The 12968-nt window shown below is 65.9% G+C and carries 17 protein-coding genes and 1 other RNA gene; 4 read left to right on the forward strand and 14 right to left on the reverse strand.

What is annotated here, in order from left to right; all coding sequences use genetic code 11:
• Positions 1 to 75: 75 nt before the first annotated feature.
• From ACYQ4T_RS09645 to ACYQ4T_RS09685, 9 genes are all read right to left on the reverse strand, one after another.
• Positions 76 to 459 carry a hypothetical protein gene (locus ACYQ4T_RS09645; RefSeq protein ID WP_459853074.1) on the reverse strand — a complete coding sequence of 128 codons (384 nt, stop codon included), beginning with the start codon at positions 457 to 459 and terminating at the stop codon, positions 76 to 78.
• Positions 456 to 1370, reverse strand: coding sequence for a hypothetical protein (locus tag ACYQ4T_RS09650; RefSeq protein WP_459853076.1), 915 nt, complete (start codon positions 1368 to 1370; stop codon positions 456 to 458). Before ACYQ4T_RS09650 ends, ACYQ4T_RS09645 begins: the two co-directional genes overlap by 4 nt.
• Before the next feature lie 41 nt (positions 1371 to 1411).
• Positions 1412 to 1909 carry a protein TolR gene (tolR, locus tag ACYQ4T_RS09655; RefSeq protein ID WP_459853078.1) on the reverse strand — a complete coding sequence of 166 codons (498 nt, stop codon included), beginning with the start codon at positions 1907 to 1909 and terminating at the stop codon, positions 1412 to 1414.
• Entirely contained in the window at positions 1909 to 2631 is a 723-nt protein-coding gene (gene tolQ / locus ACYQ4T_RS09660; protein WP_459855167.1) for a protein TolQ, read from the reverse strand. Before tolQ ends, tolR begins: the two co-directional genes overlap by 1 nt.
• 145 nt (positions 2632 to 2776) lie before the next feature.
• Positions 2777 to 3220 carry a tol-pal system-associated acyl-CoA thioesterase gene (ybgC, locus tag ACYQ4T_RS09665; RefSeq protein ID WP_459853081.1) on the reverse strand — a complete coding sequence of 148 codons (444 nt, stop codon included), beginning with the start codon at positions 3218 to 3220 and terminating at the stop codon, positions 2777 to 2779.
• Positions 3217 to 4257, reverse strand: a complete 1041-nt coding sequence (ruvB, locus tag ACYQ4T_RS09670) for a Holliday junction branch migration DNA helicase RuvB (protein ID WP_459855170.1) — start codon at positions 4255 to 4257, stop codon at positions 3217 to 3219. Before ruvB ends, ybgC begins: the two co-directional genes overlap by 4 nt.
• A gap of 11 nt (positions 4258 to 4268) precedes the next feature.
• On the reverse strand, positions 4269 to 4886 hold the full coding sequence (ruvA, locus tag ACYQ4T_RS09675; protein WP_459853084.1) for a Holliday junction branch migration protein RuvA: 618 nt from the start codon (positions 4884 to 4886) through the stop codon (positions 4269 to 4271).
• Positions 4883 to 5395, reverse strand: coding sequence for a crossover junction endodeoxyribonuclease RuvC (gene ruvC / locus ACYQ4T_RS09680; protein WP_459853086.1), 513 nt, complete (start codon positions 5393 to 5395; stop codon positions 4883 to 4885). Before ruvC ends, ruvA begins: the two co-directional genes overlap by 4 nt.
• A gap of 37 nt (positions 5396 to 5432) precedes the next feature.
• Complete coding sequence (locus tag ACYQ4T_RS09685; RefSeq protein ID WP_459853088.1) at positions 5433 to 6182, reverse strand: YebC/PmpR family DNA-binding transcriptional regulator; 750 nt, start codon at positions 6180 to 6182, stop codon at positions 5433 to 5435.
• 279 nt (positions 6183 to 6461) lie between these two features.
• On the opposite strand from ACYQ4T_RS09685, the gene ACYQ4T_RS09690 reads away from it, so the two are divergent.
• Positions 6462 to 6734, forward strand: coding sequence for a hypothetical protein (locus tag ACYQ4T_RS09690; RefSeq protein ID WP_459853090.1), 273 nt, complete (start codon positions 6462 to 6464; stop codon positions 6732 to 6734).
• A 140-nt stretch (positions 6735 to 6874) separates the two neighbouring features.
• On the opposite strand, the gene ACYQ4T_RS09695 is transcribed toward ACYQ4T_RS09690, so the two are convergent.
• The 5 genes from ACYQ4T_RS09695 to ACYQ4T_RS09715 all read right to left on the reverse strand — a co-directional run bounded on the left by ACYQ4T_RS09695 (position 6875) and on the right by ACYQ4T_RS09715 (position 9116).
• Positions 6875 to 7720: a TIGR00282 family metallophosphoesterase gene (locus tag ACYQ4T_RS09695; protein ID WP_459853093.1), complete on the reverse strand. Its 846-nt coding sequence runs from the start codon at positions 7718 to 7720 to the stop codon at positions 6875 to 6877.
• Between the two features lie 12 nt (positions 7721 to 7732).
• A complete protein-coding gene (locus ACYQ4T_RS09700; protein WP_459853095.1) occupies positions 7733 to 8326 on the reverse strand; it encodes a 5-formyltetrahydrofolate cyclo-ligase in 594 nt (197 codons plus the stop codon).
• Between the two features lie 32 nt (positions 8327 to 8358).
• A non-coding RNA gene (gene ssrS / locus ACYQ4T_RS09705) (6S RNA) lies at positions 8359 to 8517 on the reverse strand.
• A 12-nt stretch (positions 8518 to 8529) separates the two neighbouring features.
• A complete protein-coding gene (locus tag ACYQ4T_RS09710) occupies positions 8530 to 8859 on the reverse strand; it encodes a cell division protein ZapA (RefSeq protein ID WP_459853097.1) in 330 nt (109 codons plus the stop codon).
• Positions 8860 to 8906: 47 nt separating this feature from the next.
• Entirely contained in the window at positions 8907 to 9116 is a 210-nt protein-coding gene (locus ACYQ4T_RS09715; protein ID WP_459853099.1) for a hypothetical protein, read from the reverse strand.
• A 238-nt stretch (positions 9117 to 9354) separates the two neighbouring features.
• Between ACYQ4T_RS09715 and tkt the strand changes: the two genes are divergently transcribed.
• From tkt to ACYQ4T_RS09730, 3 genes are all read left to right on the forward strand, one after another.
• Complete coding sequence (tkt, locus tag ACYQ4T_RS09720; protein WP_459853101.1) at positions 9355 to 11385, forward strand: transketolase; 2031 nt, start codon at positions 9355 to 9357, stop codon at positions 11383 to 11385.
• Positions 11386 to 11533: 148 nt separating this feature from the next.
• Positions 11534 to 12544 (forward strand): type I glyceraldehyde-3-phosphate dehydrogenase, encoded by a 1011-nt coding sequence (gap, locus tag ACYQ4T_RS09725; RefSeq protein ID WP_459853103.1) that lies wholly within the window; start codon positions 11534 to 11536, stop codon positions 12542 to 12544.
• Positions 12487 to 12876, forward strand: a complete 390-nt coding sequence (locus tag ACYQ4T_RS09730) for a hypothetical protein (RefSeq protein ID WP_459853105.1) — start codon at positions 12487 to 12489, stop codon at positions 12874 to 12876. The genes gap and ACYQ4T_RS09730 overlap by 58 nt, the downstream gene beginning before the upstream one ends.
• Positions 12877 to 12968: the final 92 nt, after the last annotated feature.

The following is a 12968-nucleotide window of genomic DNA, read 5'->3' on the forward strand; positions in this document are numbered from 1 at the left end:
CGTGTCGCCCAATCGCAACAATTCACAACCCCGTGCGGACGCAATGGCGCAGCGCACCGTAAGGTTCCGCCACATTCAACAGCCGCCCCGCGGCTCACAGATCAGTTTCATCGGCCAGCGCACGAAAATGGTTGGCTTGTATTCCTCCGGCGGAATCGGCAGCCGGCCGAGCTCGTTTTGAGTCATCAGGATCGCGCGCCGTGCGCTCTCGGCAACGCTGTTGCAGCCCGGTTCGTCATTCTCCTGCAGCACGTCGATCTGGGTCACCACGCCTTCCGGCGTCAGGTGCAGACGCAGGACGACGGTGCACTTCTCGACGTCGGACACACCGATCGGGATGTTCCAGTTTTTCTCGATCGCCGCGCGGAGATCGTCCTTAGCGGGCTCACTCACCGGAGCAGGGCTCGCGCAGGACGACAGCGCCAATGCGACAAGCGCGAAAGACCAGAGTCGTGTCAACAGCCGCCCCGCTGCTCGCAGATCAGTTTCATCGGCCAGCGCACGATGATGGTCGGGTTATACTTGTCCTGCGGAATCGGCAGGCGGCCGAGTTCGTTCTGCGTCATCCGGATGGCGCGTTGCGCGCTCTCGGCGATGGTCCGGAAACCCGGGTCGCTGATGCCATCGACCACCTCGATTTTGGTCACGATGCCGTCTGGGGTCAGGTAGAGACGCAGGCTGACGACGAAGCTGTCGATGTTCGCCATGCCGAGAGGGATGTTCCAGTTCTTCTCGATCGCCGAGCGGATGCCGTCGGTCTCCGCCATGGTGAGCGGGACGTCGTTGGTGAGTGCCGCCTGCTGGCCAGTGGTCGGCTCGGCCGCGGCCGGCGCCGCCTTCTTCTTCGGCTTCTCCTCGGATTCCGGTGCCGGAGTCTCCTGCGAGAGACTCTTCAGCAGAGCGTCCATGTCGTTCTTCTGCTCTTTCTTCTCCGGCTTCGGCTTCTCGGTCTTCTTTTCCTCTTTCTTCTTCTCTTCCGGCTTCGGCTCGGGCTTCTTCTGCTCCGGCGCCTTCTCGATCGGCTTGTCGGGAATGACCGCGGCCTGCTGCTCGGGCGCCGGCGGGGGCGGCGTCGAAGGCGTCGGCTGCGCCGGCTTCGGCGGCTCTTCCTTGGTCTCCTTCTTGGGTTCCGGCGCCGGCGGCTTGGGCTTCGGCTTGTCCATCGGCTTGCCGGCCTTGTCGACCTTGGGCGCCGCGGTGATATCGGCCAGGGTCGCGAGCTCGATGGTCGGCGGCGCCTCCAGGACTTCCGGCTCGAAGAAGGAGGGCACGCCGAGCACGATCAGCAAGGCGAGCAAGACATGGAAGATCACCGAGGCGAGGATGCCGCCGGTGATCGGATAGCTGCGTTCGGCCCAGACCAGCTGCATGGCCTAGATGAACCCCCGAAGATAAGGCGCGTTTCCGAGGCTCATTTCGGCTTGGGCTTGTCCGTGTTGTTGGCCGGCTTGGCGGGCGTCGTGTCGCCGGGAGCCTTGGAATCGGTCACCAGGCCGACCTTGTTGAAACCGGCCGCCTGCAGCTCGGCCAGCACCTGGGCGAACATGCCGTAGTTGGTGTCCTGGTCGGCGCGGACGTAGATCGTCGTGTCCGGCTTGTTCGCGGTGATCGCGGCGAGACGGGGGCCGAGCTCGTCGAGCTGGATCTCGGTTTCCTGCAGGAAGATGTTGCCGTCCTTCTCGACGCTGACGACGATCGGCTCGTCGGGATTGGTCATCGCCGCCGCCTTGGTCTTCGGCAGCTGCACCGGCACGCCCACCGTCAGCAGCGGCGCCGTCACCATGAAGATGACGAGGAGCACCAGCATGACGTCGACCATCGGCGTCACGTTGATCTCGGACATCGGGTGCGCCTTGCGGCGCGCGCCGTAGCCCCGCGCCCGCCCGTGGTGGCCGAGCTTTACGGCCATCAGTGCTTCTCCTCGAGCTGCCGCGAGAGGATGGCGCCGAACTCGCCGGAGAAGGCCTCGAGCCGGTTGCCGTAGCGGCCGATGTCGCCGGAGAGCTTGTTATAGGCGAGCACCGCCGGAATGGCGGCGACCAGCCCCAGCGCGGTCGCGAACAGGGCTTCGGCGATGCCCGGCGCCACCACCGCGAGGCTGGTGTTCTGCGAGCCGGCGATCGCGGCGAAGCTGTTCATGATGCCCCAGACCGTGCCGAACAGGCCGACGAAGGGCGCCGCCGAGCCGACCGAGGCAAGGAAGCCCATGTAGCGTTCGAGCTGATCCATCTCGCGGCCGAGCGTGATGTTCATGACGCGCTCGATGCGGTCCTGCAGGCTCTCCTTCAGGGAGTCCGTGGTGAGCAGGCCCTTGGCGGCGGAGCGGCGCCATTCGCGCATCGCCGCGACGAAGATCGAGGCCATGGGATCGGTCGGCCGGTTGGCGATGCGGTCGAACAGCTCTTCCAAGGAGCCGCCGGACCAGAAGGCCTCCTCGAACTTGCGTGCCTTGGCCCGCAGGCCGCGCAGACGGATCGCCTTGTCGAAAATGATCGCCCAGCTCCAGATCGAAGCCATGAGCAGCATGATCATCACGGCCTTGACGATCCAGTCGGCCTGCAGGAACAGGGCCCAGACCGAAAGGTCGTGCATGCCCGCGGCGCTCGGCAGCCCGGCGGCACCCTGCTCCATGGCGGCCGCGGCGGCGGCGGGGTCCAGCGCCCCGCCTTCGACCGGCGCCACCGGGACGGCTGATGGTGGTGTGTCTTCGTTCATCTCTGGTCTCGCTTTTTCTTTAACTTGCGCAACATTATGGTCAGTTTATGGCGATCGACCCTCACCCGACCGGTCGGCCGACCGCTTGACGCAGCCGTTCCGGCAGGCGGGTCGCTCGCCCTTCCTTCGTCACGCAGGCAATCGTGACAGTGATCTCGACCAGGACCTCGCTCCCGCGACGGACGACCTGATCAAGCAGAATTGATGCCCCGGCCAACCCGGTAACCCGGGTCTCGACTGCAAGTTCATCGTCCAGCCGCGCCGAGCGGTGATACTCGGCCGTGCAGCGCCGCACCACCAGCATCAGCCCGTCCTCGGCCACCATGGCCGCGTGGTTGATGCCTGCCGCGCGCAGCATCTCGGTCCGGGCGCGTTCGGCGAATTTCAGGTAGTTGGCGTAATAGACCATCCCGCCCGCATCGGTATCCTCGAAATAGACGCGGATCGGATGGAGGTGCGTCGGGGCGGAGTTCTTGCTTGCGGGTGCCCGCTCTCTCTGGCTCATGCGTCGCCGTCCTCGCTGCTCGAGGCGGCCAGCAGCTCGAGCTGCGCCTCGGTCGCCTTCGACGGCGTCAGGCCGAGGTGGCGGTAGCCGTTGAGCGTGAGCAGGCGGCCGCGCGGCGAGCGCTGCAGCAGGCCCTGCTGGATCAGGAAGGGCTCGATCGCGTCTTCGATGGTGTCGCGCTGCTCCGAGAGCGCCGCGGCCAGGGTTTCCACGCCGACCGGACCGCCATTGTAGTCGTCGGCGATCGCCTTCAGATAGCGGCGGTCCATCGCGTCGAGCCCGAGCTTGTCGACCTCGAGGCGGTTCAGCGCCTCGTCGGCGAGCTTGGCATCGACGCGGCCATTCTTTGCCACGGCCGCGAAGTCGCGCACCCGACGCAGCAGGCGGCCGGCGACGCGCGGCGTGCCGCGCGAGCGCCGCGCGATCTCGCCGGCACCCTCCGAGGTCAGGTCGAAGTTCAGCAGCTTGGCCCCGCGCCGCACGATCTCTTCCAATTCCATCGCATTGTAGAAATTGAGTCGCAGCGGGATGCCGAAGCGTTCACGGAGCGGCGTGGTGATGAGGCCGAGGCGCGTGGTGGCGCCGACCAGGGTGAATTTCGGGAGGTCGATCCGGACCGAGCGCGCCGCCGGGCCCTCGCCGATGATGAGGTCGAGCTGGAAATCCTCCATCGCCGGATAGAGGATCTCCTCGACCGCCGGGGACAAGCGGTGAATCTCGTCGATGAACAGCACGTCGCGCGGCTGCAAATTGGTGAGCAGCGCCGCGAGATCGCCCGCCCGCGCAATGACCGGGCCGGAGGTCGCGCGGAAGCCGACGCCGAGCTCGCGCGCGACGATCTGCGCCAGCGTGGTCTTGCCGAGACCCGGCGGACCGTAGAACAGCGCATGATCGAGTGCCTCGCCGCGATGGCGCGCGGCCTGGATGAACACGGCGAGATTCTCGCGCAGCTTCTGCTGGCCGATGAACTCGGTGAGTTGCAGCGGGCGCAGCGAGAGTTCCGGCGAATCCTCGGGCCTCTGCTCGGGGGCGACCATCCGATTCTCGGTCACTGCGAGAGCTCCCGCAGGCCGTGGACGATCAGGTCATTGAGTTCCGGGCGCGCTTCCTTCGAAGCCAGCGCCTTGGAGACCGCACCGTAGGCTTCGGCGCGGCGGTAGCCGAGATTGACCAAGGCGGAGACCGCGTCGTTGATGACGTCGCCGCCCTCGCTCGCTTTGCCGGCGGGCAACGCCACCACATTCGCGGCGGCGCCGAGTTCCAGCCCCGCGGCCTTGTCCTTCAGCTCGCTGACGATGCGCTGCGCCAGCTTCGGGCCGACGCCGTTGGCGCGCGAGACCGAGGCCTTGTCCTGCGATGCGACCGCGTGCACGAGATCGCTCGGCGTCAGGGTGGAGAGGATCGCCAGGGCAACCTTGCCGCCGACGCCCTGCACGCTGCGGAGCAGGCGGAACCAGTCGCGCTCGGCGTGATCCGCGAAGCCGAACAAGGTGATCGCGTCCTCGCGCACCTGGGTCTCGATCAGGATGCTCGCATTCGCGCCCGCAACGCCGAGCCGGCCGATCGTCTTGGAGCTGGCATGCACGACATAGCCGACGCCGTTGACGTCGAGCAGCAGACCGTCCTCGTTGAGACTGTCGATGACGCCGGTCAGCTTGCCGATCACCGCAAGGCCTCGCGGAAATCCTTCGCACCCCAGCGATCGAGCGTGCCCATGTGATGGGCGTGGCAGATGGCGACGGCGAGCGCGTCGGCCGCGTCCGGGCTCTCCGCCTGCGAGGCGGGGAGCAGCACGCGCACCATCATCTGCACCTGCTCCTTGCCGGCGTGGCCGGCGCCGACCACCGACTTCTTGATCAGGTTGGCCGGGTATTCGTAGACCTTGAGCTTGTGCAGGGCCGGCGTCAGCAGCGCCACGCCGCGCGCGACGCCCAGCTTCAGGGTCGAGGTCGGGTTCTTGTTGACGAAGGTCTCCTCGACCGCGGCGGTGTCCGGCTGATGCGCGTCGAGCACCGCCACCAGGCCGGTGTGGATCTCGACCAGGCGCTCGGCCAGGGGCTGGCTGGCGACGGACGAAATCCGCCCCGCCGCGACGAAGGAGAGCCGCGACCCGTCCTGGTCGATGATGCCCCAGCCGGTATGCTGCAGGCCGGGATCAAGGCCGATGATGCGCATCCCTTTCGGGCTGTCCCTTGGGTTATCGAGGTCCGGGTTACGCCGAGAGACGCTGCAGCGTCTCTTCGGAGACTTCGTAATTGGCATAGACGTTCTGGACGTCGTCATTGTCTTCCAGAGCGTCGATCAGCTTCATGAGCGACTCCGCGGTGTCGTCATCCACCAGGGTGGTGTTGAGCGGGCGCCATTGCAGCTTGGCTTCCTGCGCTTCGCCGAACTTCTTCTCCAGCGCATCGCGCACGGTGGAGAAGTCGTCGACCGCGCAGGTCACTTCATGCGTGGTCGCGTCGCTCTCGACATTGTCGGCGCCGGCGTCGAGCCCGGCTTCGAACATCGCGTCCGCCGAGGCCGCCGTCGCGGGGTAAACGATCACGCCCTTGCGCTCGAACATGAAGCTCACGGAGTTGGTCTCGCCGAGATTGCCGCCGGCCTTGGCGAAGAGCGTACGGACTTCCGAAGCGGTGCGGTTGCGGTTGTCTGTCAGCGCCTCGATGATGACGGCGATGCCGCCCGGGCCGTAGCCCTCGTAGCGGACCTCGTCGTAATTGTTGCTGTCCTCGCCGCCGGCGCCGCGCTTGATCGCGCGCTCCATGGTGTCGCGCGGCATGTTGGCCTGGCGCGCCGCCGTGATCGCCGCGCGCAGGCGCGGGTTGGCATTGGGGTCGGCCTGGCCGGTCTTGGCCGCAACCGTTAACTCCCGGATGATCTTGGTAAAGACCTTGGCGCGCTTCGCATCCTGCGCGCCCTTCCGGTACATGATGTTTTTGAACTGTGAATGACCAGCCATGGTCGGCCTCGAACACCCTAGAAATTGACCTGTCTCACAAAAATCCTACCATATCTAGGGGATTTCGCCGCCCCGCGCGGAGGCTGGAGGCTGGGCCGCAAATATGGCAGCAATTTGACGCCTTCTAACATAAGTCCCCGCGTCGACCAGCCTCGAAAACGTTGCATTTCGGGGGTTTTCGGCGGGCGAAGGGTTTAGGATTTACCGATCCTTTACGGTTTCCGGAGGAGTATCCTCCCCATGGAGCGGCTCAACGCTCCCAAATCTGGGATGACGACCATGGCCCAAGCGAACCCGATTGTTCTGCCGGAAAACGCCGAGACGGCGCAGTTGCGCGCCGAGATCCAGCGCATGGCCGACATGGTTTCGGGCGTGGTGCGCCAGACCGCGATCGACGGCATCAACGCCGCGATGGCCGTCGCCGCCTCGGGCACCCAGAGCGCGCCGAAGGATGCCGACAAGGTCGCGCATCAGATCCTCGAACGCGCCACCGTCATGCAGAGCGAGATCGATCGCTTCCTCGCGATCGCCAACGGTCGCCACGCGGCGTAAGTCGCCGCGTCCGCGTCTCACCCATTCTCGATAGACATTTCAGGCTCCGTATGCCGGGACTTGGTCCCGGCATCCACGCCTTTGCATCGTGCGGCTTCCAAGGCGTTGATCCCGCGACCTAGTCGCGGGATGACTTCGGTCTAGGCGTCGACTGAAGTCACCTTGGGCAGCATCTGCGAGAGCTTGCCGCCCAAGCGCACCGGCTCGACGCGCTTCGCCAATCCCGTCGCGTCGTCGGTTTCGACGAAGGTGCCGCAGAGCGTGCCCGGGCCCATCGCCGCCGACAAGCGCTCAGTTGGCATCTTCTTGGTGAAGCGGGCAACCGGGATCGACTTCTCCATGCCGATCACCGAGTCATAGTCGCCGCACATGCCGGCATCGGTCTGATAGGCCGTGCCCTTGGCCAGGATCATGTGATCGGCAGTCGGGACATGGGTGTGGGTCCCGACCACCAGGCTGGCCCGGCCGTCGCAGAAATGCCCCATGGCCATCTTCTCGGACGTCGCCTCGCCGTGGAAGTCGATCAGGATGGCATCGACGTTGCCGCCCCCTTGTGGACTTGGGAGGCGGTGCGCCTTCAGCAGCTGGTCGACCGCGCTGAAGGGATCGTCGAGCGGGTCCATGAACAGCCGGCCCATGACATTGGCGACCAGCACCTTCTTGCCGCGCGCGGTCTGGTAGATGCCGCTGCCCTTGCCGGGGGTGCCGGCCGGGAAGTTGACCGGGCGCAGCAACCGCGGGTCGGAACCGATGAAAGAGATGGTCTCCTTCTGGTCCCAGACATGGTTGCCGGTGGTGATGCAATCGGCGCCGGCCTTGTAGAGCTCGTCGCAGATCTTCTGCGAGATGCCGAAGCCGCCGGCGGCGTTCTCGCCGTTGACCACCACCAGATCGAGGCCGAGGTCGCGGCGCAGGGCCGGCAGGCGCTCGATCACCACATCGCGTCCCGAACGCCCCACCAAATCGCCGCAAAACAGAATGCGCATAACTCTACTTTCTCAGCAAAACTTCCGGGCCGAAGCCTCGGTCACAATCCAATCCAGCGGCTGGTCAAACGGCCCGCGCGGCAGGTTCTCGGTCTCCTGGGCCGCGAAGGCCGTGCCGATGGCCACAATCGGATGGCCAGAATGCGCCTCGTGCCGGCGCTTTTCCAGGGTCCGGTCATAGAAGCCGCCGCCATAGCCCAGCCGGTAGCCCGCCCGGTCGAAGGCCAGCAACGGGACGAGCAGCACATCGGGCTCGATTTCCGGCGCGCCTTCCGGCGGGGTCAGCACCTTGAAGCTGCCCTGGACCAGCGCCATGCCCGGCTGCCAGCGCCGGAACAGCAGCGGCTGGCCCTTGCCTTTAACCACCGGCAGGCCGATCGGATGGCCCCGGTCATGGATCTGGTGCAGGAGCGGGCGGATATCCAGCTCGCCCGCCAGCGGCCAGTAGCCCGAGACCACAGCACCCCGCGGCAGATGCACGGAATCCTGGAAGTGGCGTGCGAGATCCTCTCCGGCATTCGGGTGCGCCGCAGAGGCCGCCGCGCGACGTTCCGCCGCGGCACGGCGCTCGCGCTGTTTCCAGTCGGCGATTTCGGGGGTTTCCATCCTCTCCCTAGACACTCCGGACGGAACGAGTGGGCGGCGCCCCATGGGCCGGTGGCTCGTATGAATCCTCTGTGGCCTGCTAAAGCAGGTGGGCGCCATGTGCCGAAACCACGGTCTCGGTAGGGACAGCTCCCGAGAGGTTTAGAATTGGCCTCAGGGATTACCCGGCCTGTCGCACCTAAGAGCGACCGCCCACCGCTTACTTAGGCTGCTTCGACCCGGGCGGCAAGGGTTTCGACCCGGGCGGCCAGGGCCTCGATGGTGTCGGCCAGAGCCACTTCCCGCTTCAGCGAAGCCTCGCGGCCTTCGTCCTTCAGCTTCAGGGCTTCGCGCTTCTTCTGGTCGAGCTCGTCGGCCAGGGTCAGCGCCGTCATGACGAAGGCCATGCCTTCGCTCAAGGTGCCGGCGTTGCGCGTCAGGTTCTCCATGCGGCGGCGGATCTCGCCGGCGAGTTCCTGCACGCGCGGCTCTTCGCCTTCGCCGACCGCGAGATCGTAGTTTCGTCCGTTGAGGGCGATGGTCACCGTCGGCATCTCAGTGTCCCCCGAAAATCCTAGCGGCGAATCCTAGCGGCATCCGATCAGAGACTTCCCGCCACCACATGCTGCAAACGACCGACCGCGTGGTCGAGACGATCGGAAACGACCCGCGCCTCCTCCTGCAGCAAGGCATGCGTGCGGCGAAGCGCTGCCAATTCCTGTTCCATGGAGTCGCGGCCGCGATCGCCACGCTCGGCGCTCATGCTGACGGCGGCATCAAGCCGGGCCATGGCGGCATCCAGGCGATTCATCGCCGTTTCCAAGCGGGACATAGAAAGGATCGTTGCCTCTGTCTGAGGTCCCCCATGAGGACCGCGTTCTTCTACGTTGATTTCAGAGATTAAACCGGTGATCCACGAACGCGTCAACACGGCATCGGGTTGCATGATGTGCGCCAGCTCACGTCAGCCACAGGGTTCAACCGCTGGGTTGATTTTGCCGGGTCGAGCGGGCATCTTCGCCGCCTGCAAGCAAATTCAGGAAAATGCGATGGAAACCGCGACCGCCCGCACATCGGCCAACCCCAACGATGGCGCGGCAATTGCGATTAACCACAAGGACATGGCCAACGCGATCCGCGCGCTGGCGATGGACGCGGTGGAGAAAGCCAACAGCGGACATCCCGGCATGCCGATGGGCATGGCCGATGTCGCCACCGTTTTGTTCTCGCAATTTCTGAAATTTGATCCGCAACATCCCGAATGGCCGGATCGCGACCGCTTCGTGCTTTCCGCCGGCCATGGCTCGATGCTGATCTACGCGCTGCTCTATCTCACCGGTTATCCACAGATGACCATCGATGAGATCCAGCGCTTCCGCCAGATCGACAGCAAGACACCGGGCCATCCCGAGCACGGCCATACCCAGGGCGTCGAGACCACCACCGGTCCGCTGGGCCAGGGCGTCGGCAACGCGGTCGGCATGGCGCTGGCCGAGCGCATGCTGAACGCGCGCTACGGCGACGCGCTGGTCGATCACTACACCTATTGCATCGCCGGCGACGGCTGCCTGATGGAAGGCATCAGCCACGAGGCGATCTCGCTCGCCGGGCACCTGAAGCTCAACAAGCTGATCCTGCTGTTCGACGACAACCACATCTCGATCGACGGCTCGACCGATCTCACGGTCTCCGACGACCAGGTGGCGCGCTTCCAGGCCTCGGGCTGGAACGCGACCCGGGTCGATGGCCATGATCCGAAGGCGATTGCCGACGCCATCGCCGCGGCGAAGAAATCCGACAAGCCGAGCATGATCGCCTGCCGCACCATCATCGGTTTCGGCGCGCCGAAGAAGCAGGGCACCGCGGCGACCCACGGCTCCCCCCTCGGCAAGGAAGAGATCGCCGGGGCCCGCGAGCAGCTCGGCTGGAAGTATCCGCCGTTCGAGGTGCCGCTCGACATCCTCGGCGCCTGGCGCAAGATCGGCGAGCGAGGCCAGGGCGCGTTCGCCGATTGGAGCAAGCGCCACGGCGGCGCCGCCAACCGCGCCGAGTTCGACCGCACCCAGAAGGGCGAGCTGCCGGAAGGCTTCGCCGCCGCGATCAACGACATCAAGAACGCCTTCGCCAAGGAAGCGCCGAAGCTTGCCACCCGGCAGTCGTCGCAGCGGGTGATCGATGCCCTGAGCGCCGCCGTGCCCGAGCTGATCGGCGGATCGGCCGATCTCACCGGCTCCAACCTGACCAAGGCCAAGGCCGCCAATCCGGTGAAGCCGGGCGACTATGCCGGCGGCTATATCTATTACGGCGTGCGCGAGCACGGCATGGCGGCAGCGATGAACGGCATCGCGCTGCATGGCGGCTTCATTCCGTTCGGCGGCACCTTCCTCTGCTTCACCGATTATGCGCGGCCGTCGATCCGGCTCTCGGCGCTGATGAACCAGCGGGTCGTCTATGTGATGACCCATGATTCCATCGGCCAGGGCGAGGACGGGCCGACCCACCAGCCGGTCGAGCATCTGGCCAGCCTGCGCGCCATCCCGAACATGCTGGTATTCCGCCCCTGCGACAGCATGGAGACGGCGGAATGCTGGGCGCTGGCCCTGAGCGCAAAATCCCAGCCCTCGATCCTGGCACTGACCCGCCAGGCGGTGCCGCATCTCCGCGCCGATGCGGCGGTCGCCAACCACTGCGCCCGGGGCGGCTACGTCATCCGCCCCGCCCACGGGGAACGGAAAGCCACCATCCTGGCGACCGGCTCCGAGGTCGCTATCGCTGTCGAGGCCCAGGCCATGCTGGAGAAGGAAGGCATCGGCACCGCGGTGGCTTCGCTGCCTTGCTGGGAGCTGTTCGACCAGCAGTCCGAGGCCTATCGCAACGAGGTGCTGGGCTCCGGCGTCCGGGTCGCGGTGGAAGCGGCTGGGCCGTTCGGCTGGGAGCGCTATGTGGGCCCGATCGGACCGAAGGGTGGCGGCTTCGTCGGCCTGCATGGCTTCGGCGCCTCGGCCCCCGGCCCGGACGTTTACAAGCATTTCAACATCACCCCCGCCGCCGTGGCCGAGGCCGTGAAAGCGCGACTGTAACGGATGGCAGCCATGCGCGGGCTTGATCCCGCGGGGGTGGCATTGCAGTTTAATGGGTGAGTTTCACCGGACCGGTCCGGCCGCTTCCCCGCGGCGAGCCGGTCCGGCAAGACCTTGAATCAACGACTCCCAGAAGAAGGATAGAGAAATGGCTGTTCGTGTCGCCATCAACGGCTTCGGGCGCATCGGTCGCCTGGTGCTCCGCGCCATCATGGAATCCGGCCGCAAGGATATCGAGGTCGTCGGCATCAACGACCTCGGCCCGGTCCCGACCAACGCGCACCTCTTCAAGCACGACACGGTCCATGGCGCCTATCGCGTGCACGAGGTGAAGGTGAAGGACGACGGCATGGATGTCGGCGGCGGCTTCATCAAGATCACCGCCGAGCGCGACCCGGCGAAGCTGCCGTGGAAGGAGCTTGGCGTCGACATCGCCTTCGAATGCACCGGCATCTTCACCGACAAGGCCAAGGCCTCGGCGCATCTCACGGCGGGTGCCAAGCGCGTGCTGATCTCGGCGCCGTCGGCCGACGCGGATCTCACCGTGGTCTATGGCGTCAACCACCAGAAGCTCGACAAGGCGCATACCATCGTCTCGAACGCCTCCTGCACCACCAACTGCCTGGCGCCGGTGGCGCATGTGCTGCACCAGGCGATCGGCATCGAGCGCGGCTACATGACGACCATCCACTCCTATACCGGCGACCAGCCGACGCTGGACACGCTGCACAAGGACCTGCACCGCGCCCGCGCCGCCGCGCTCAACATGATCCCGACCACCACCGGTGCGGCCAAGGCGGTCGGCCTGGTGATCCCGGAGCTCAAAGGCAAGCTCGACGGCACCTCGATCCGGGTGCCGACGCCGAACGTCTCGGTGGTCGATTTCAAGTTCACCACCGCCAAGCCGACCAGCAAGGAAGCGGTCAACGAGGCGATCAAGGCGGCGGCGAACGGCCCGCTGAAGGGCATCCTCGCCACCAACAGCGAGCCGCTGGTCTCGATGGACTTCAACCACAACCCGGCGAGCTCGACCTTCGACCTGCCGCAGACCCAGGTGATCGACGGCGTCTTCGTGCGCGTGCTCTCCTGGTACGACAACGAATGGGGCTTCTCCAACCGCATGGCGGACACCGCCGTCGCGATGAGCAAGCTCGGCTGAAGACCGTCACCGTCCGCAATCTCGCCGAAGCCCGCGCCGCACTCGCTGCGGCGCGGGAAGCGGCCGAGGCTATCGCCCTCGCCTCGCCGCCGGACGCCGCGATCCAGTACGGCGTCCTGTTCTATGTAGAACTCTCGGAAGCCCTGGCGGCGGAATACCCGGAACTCAGGCCGGTCATCGCCGTTGATTGCGGCGACCGCGCCGACCTCGCCCATGACGCCATGCGCTTCGGCCTGAAGAGCATCGTCTTTCGCGGCGACCCCAGAACGGCGGATAGGCTCGCGGATATCGCGGGGACCCTGGGCGTCAAATTTGAATCACACCCTGCGTAGATCCGTCCGATTGAACAAATCCCCGGTTCTGGGCTAGAAGGCGGCGGGCGCCCGAATACAGCCATTTCTTCGTTAACCAGCAGGACCATCCG

Source organism: Dongia sp. agr-C8 (assembly GCF_054658695.1).

What these genes read in the sequence shown, in the direction of transcription:
- ACYQ4T_RS09650 (WP_459853076.1), bottom strand. Translation starts at nt 1,370, where the DNA reads ATGCAGCTGGTCTGGGCCGAACGCAGCTATCCGATCACCGGCGGCATC.
- tolR (WP_459853078.1), bottom strand. Translation starts at nt 1,909, where the DNA reads ATGGCCGTAAAGCTCGGCCACCACGGGCGGGCGCGGGGCTACGGCGCG.
- tolQ (WP_459855167.1), bottom strand. Translation starts at nt 2,631, where the DNA reads ATGGAGCAGGGTGCCGCCGGGCTGCCGAGCGCCGCGGGCATGCACGAC.
- ybgC (WP_459853081.1), bottom strand. Translation starts at nt 3,220, where the DNA reads ATGAGCCAGAGAGAGCGGGCACCCGCAAGCAAGAACTCCGCCCCGACG.
- ruvB (WP_459855170.1), bottom strand. Translation starts at nt 4,257, where the DNA reads ATGGTCGCCCCCGAGCAGAGGCCCGAGGATTCGCCGGAACTCTCGCTG.
- ruvC (WP_459853086.1), bottom strand. Translation starts at nt 5,395, where the DNA reads ATGCGCATCATCGGCCTTGATCCCGGCCTGCAGCATACCGGCTGGGGC.
- ACYQ4T_RS09685 (WP_459853088.1), bottom strand. Translation starts at nt 6,182, where the DNA reads ATGGCTGGTCATTCACAGTTCAAAAACATCATGTACCGGAAGGGCGCG.
- ACYQ4T_RS09690 (WP_459853090.1), top strand. Translation starts at nt 6,462, where the DNA reads ATGGCCCAAGCGAACCCGATTGTTCTGCCGGAAAACGCCGAGACGGCG.
- ACYQ4T_RS09695 (WP_459853093.1), bottom strand. Translation starts at nt 7,720, where the DNA reads ATGCGCATTCTGTTTTGCGGCGATTTGGTGGGGCGTTCGGGACGCGAT.
- ACYQ4T_RS09700 (WP_459853095.1), bottom strand. Translation starts at nt 8,326, where the DNA reads ATGGAAACCCCCGAAATCGCCGACTGGAAACAGCGCGAGCGCCGTGCC.
- ACYQ4T_RS09710 (WP_459853097.1), bottom strand. Translation starts at nt 8,859, where the DNA reads ATGCCGACGGTGACCATCGCCCTCAACGGACGAAACTACGATCTCGCG.
- ACYQ4T_RS09715 (WP_459853099.1), bottom strand. Translation starts at nt 9,116, where the DNA reads ATGAATCGCCTGGATGCCGCCATGGCCCGGCTTGATGCCGCCGTCAGC.
- tkt (WP_459853101.1), top strand. Translation starts at nt 9,355, where the DNA reads ATGGAAACCGCGACCGCCCGCACATCGGCCAACCCCAACGATGGCGCG.
- gap (WP_459853103.1), top strand. Translation starts at nt 11,534, where the DNA reads ATGGCTGTTCGTGTCGCCATCAACGGCTTCGGGCGCATCGGTCGCCTG.
- ACYQ4T_RS09730 (WP_459853105.1), top strand. Translation starts at nt 12,487, where the DNA reads ATGGGGCTTCTCCAACCGCATGGCGGACACCGCCGTCGCGATGAGCAA.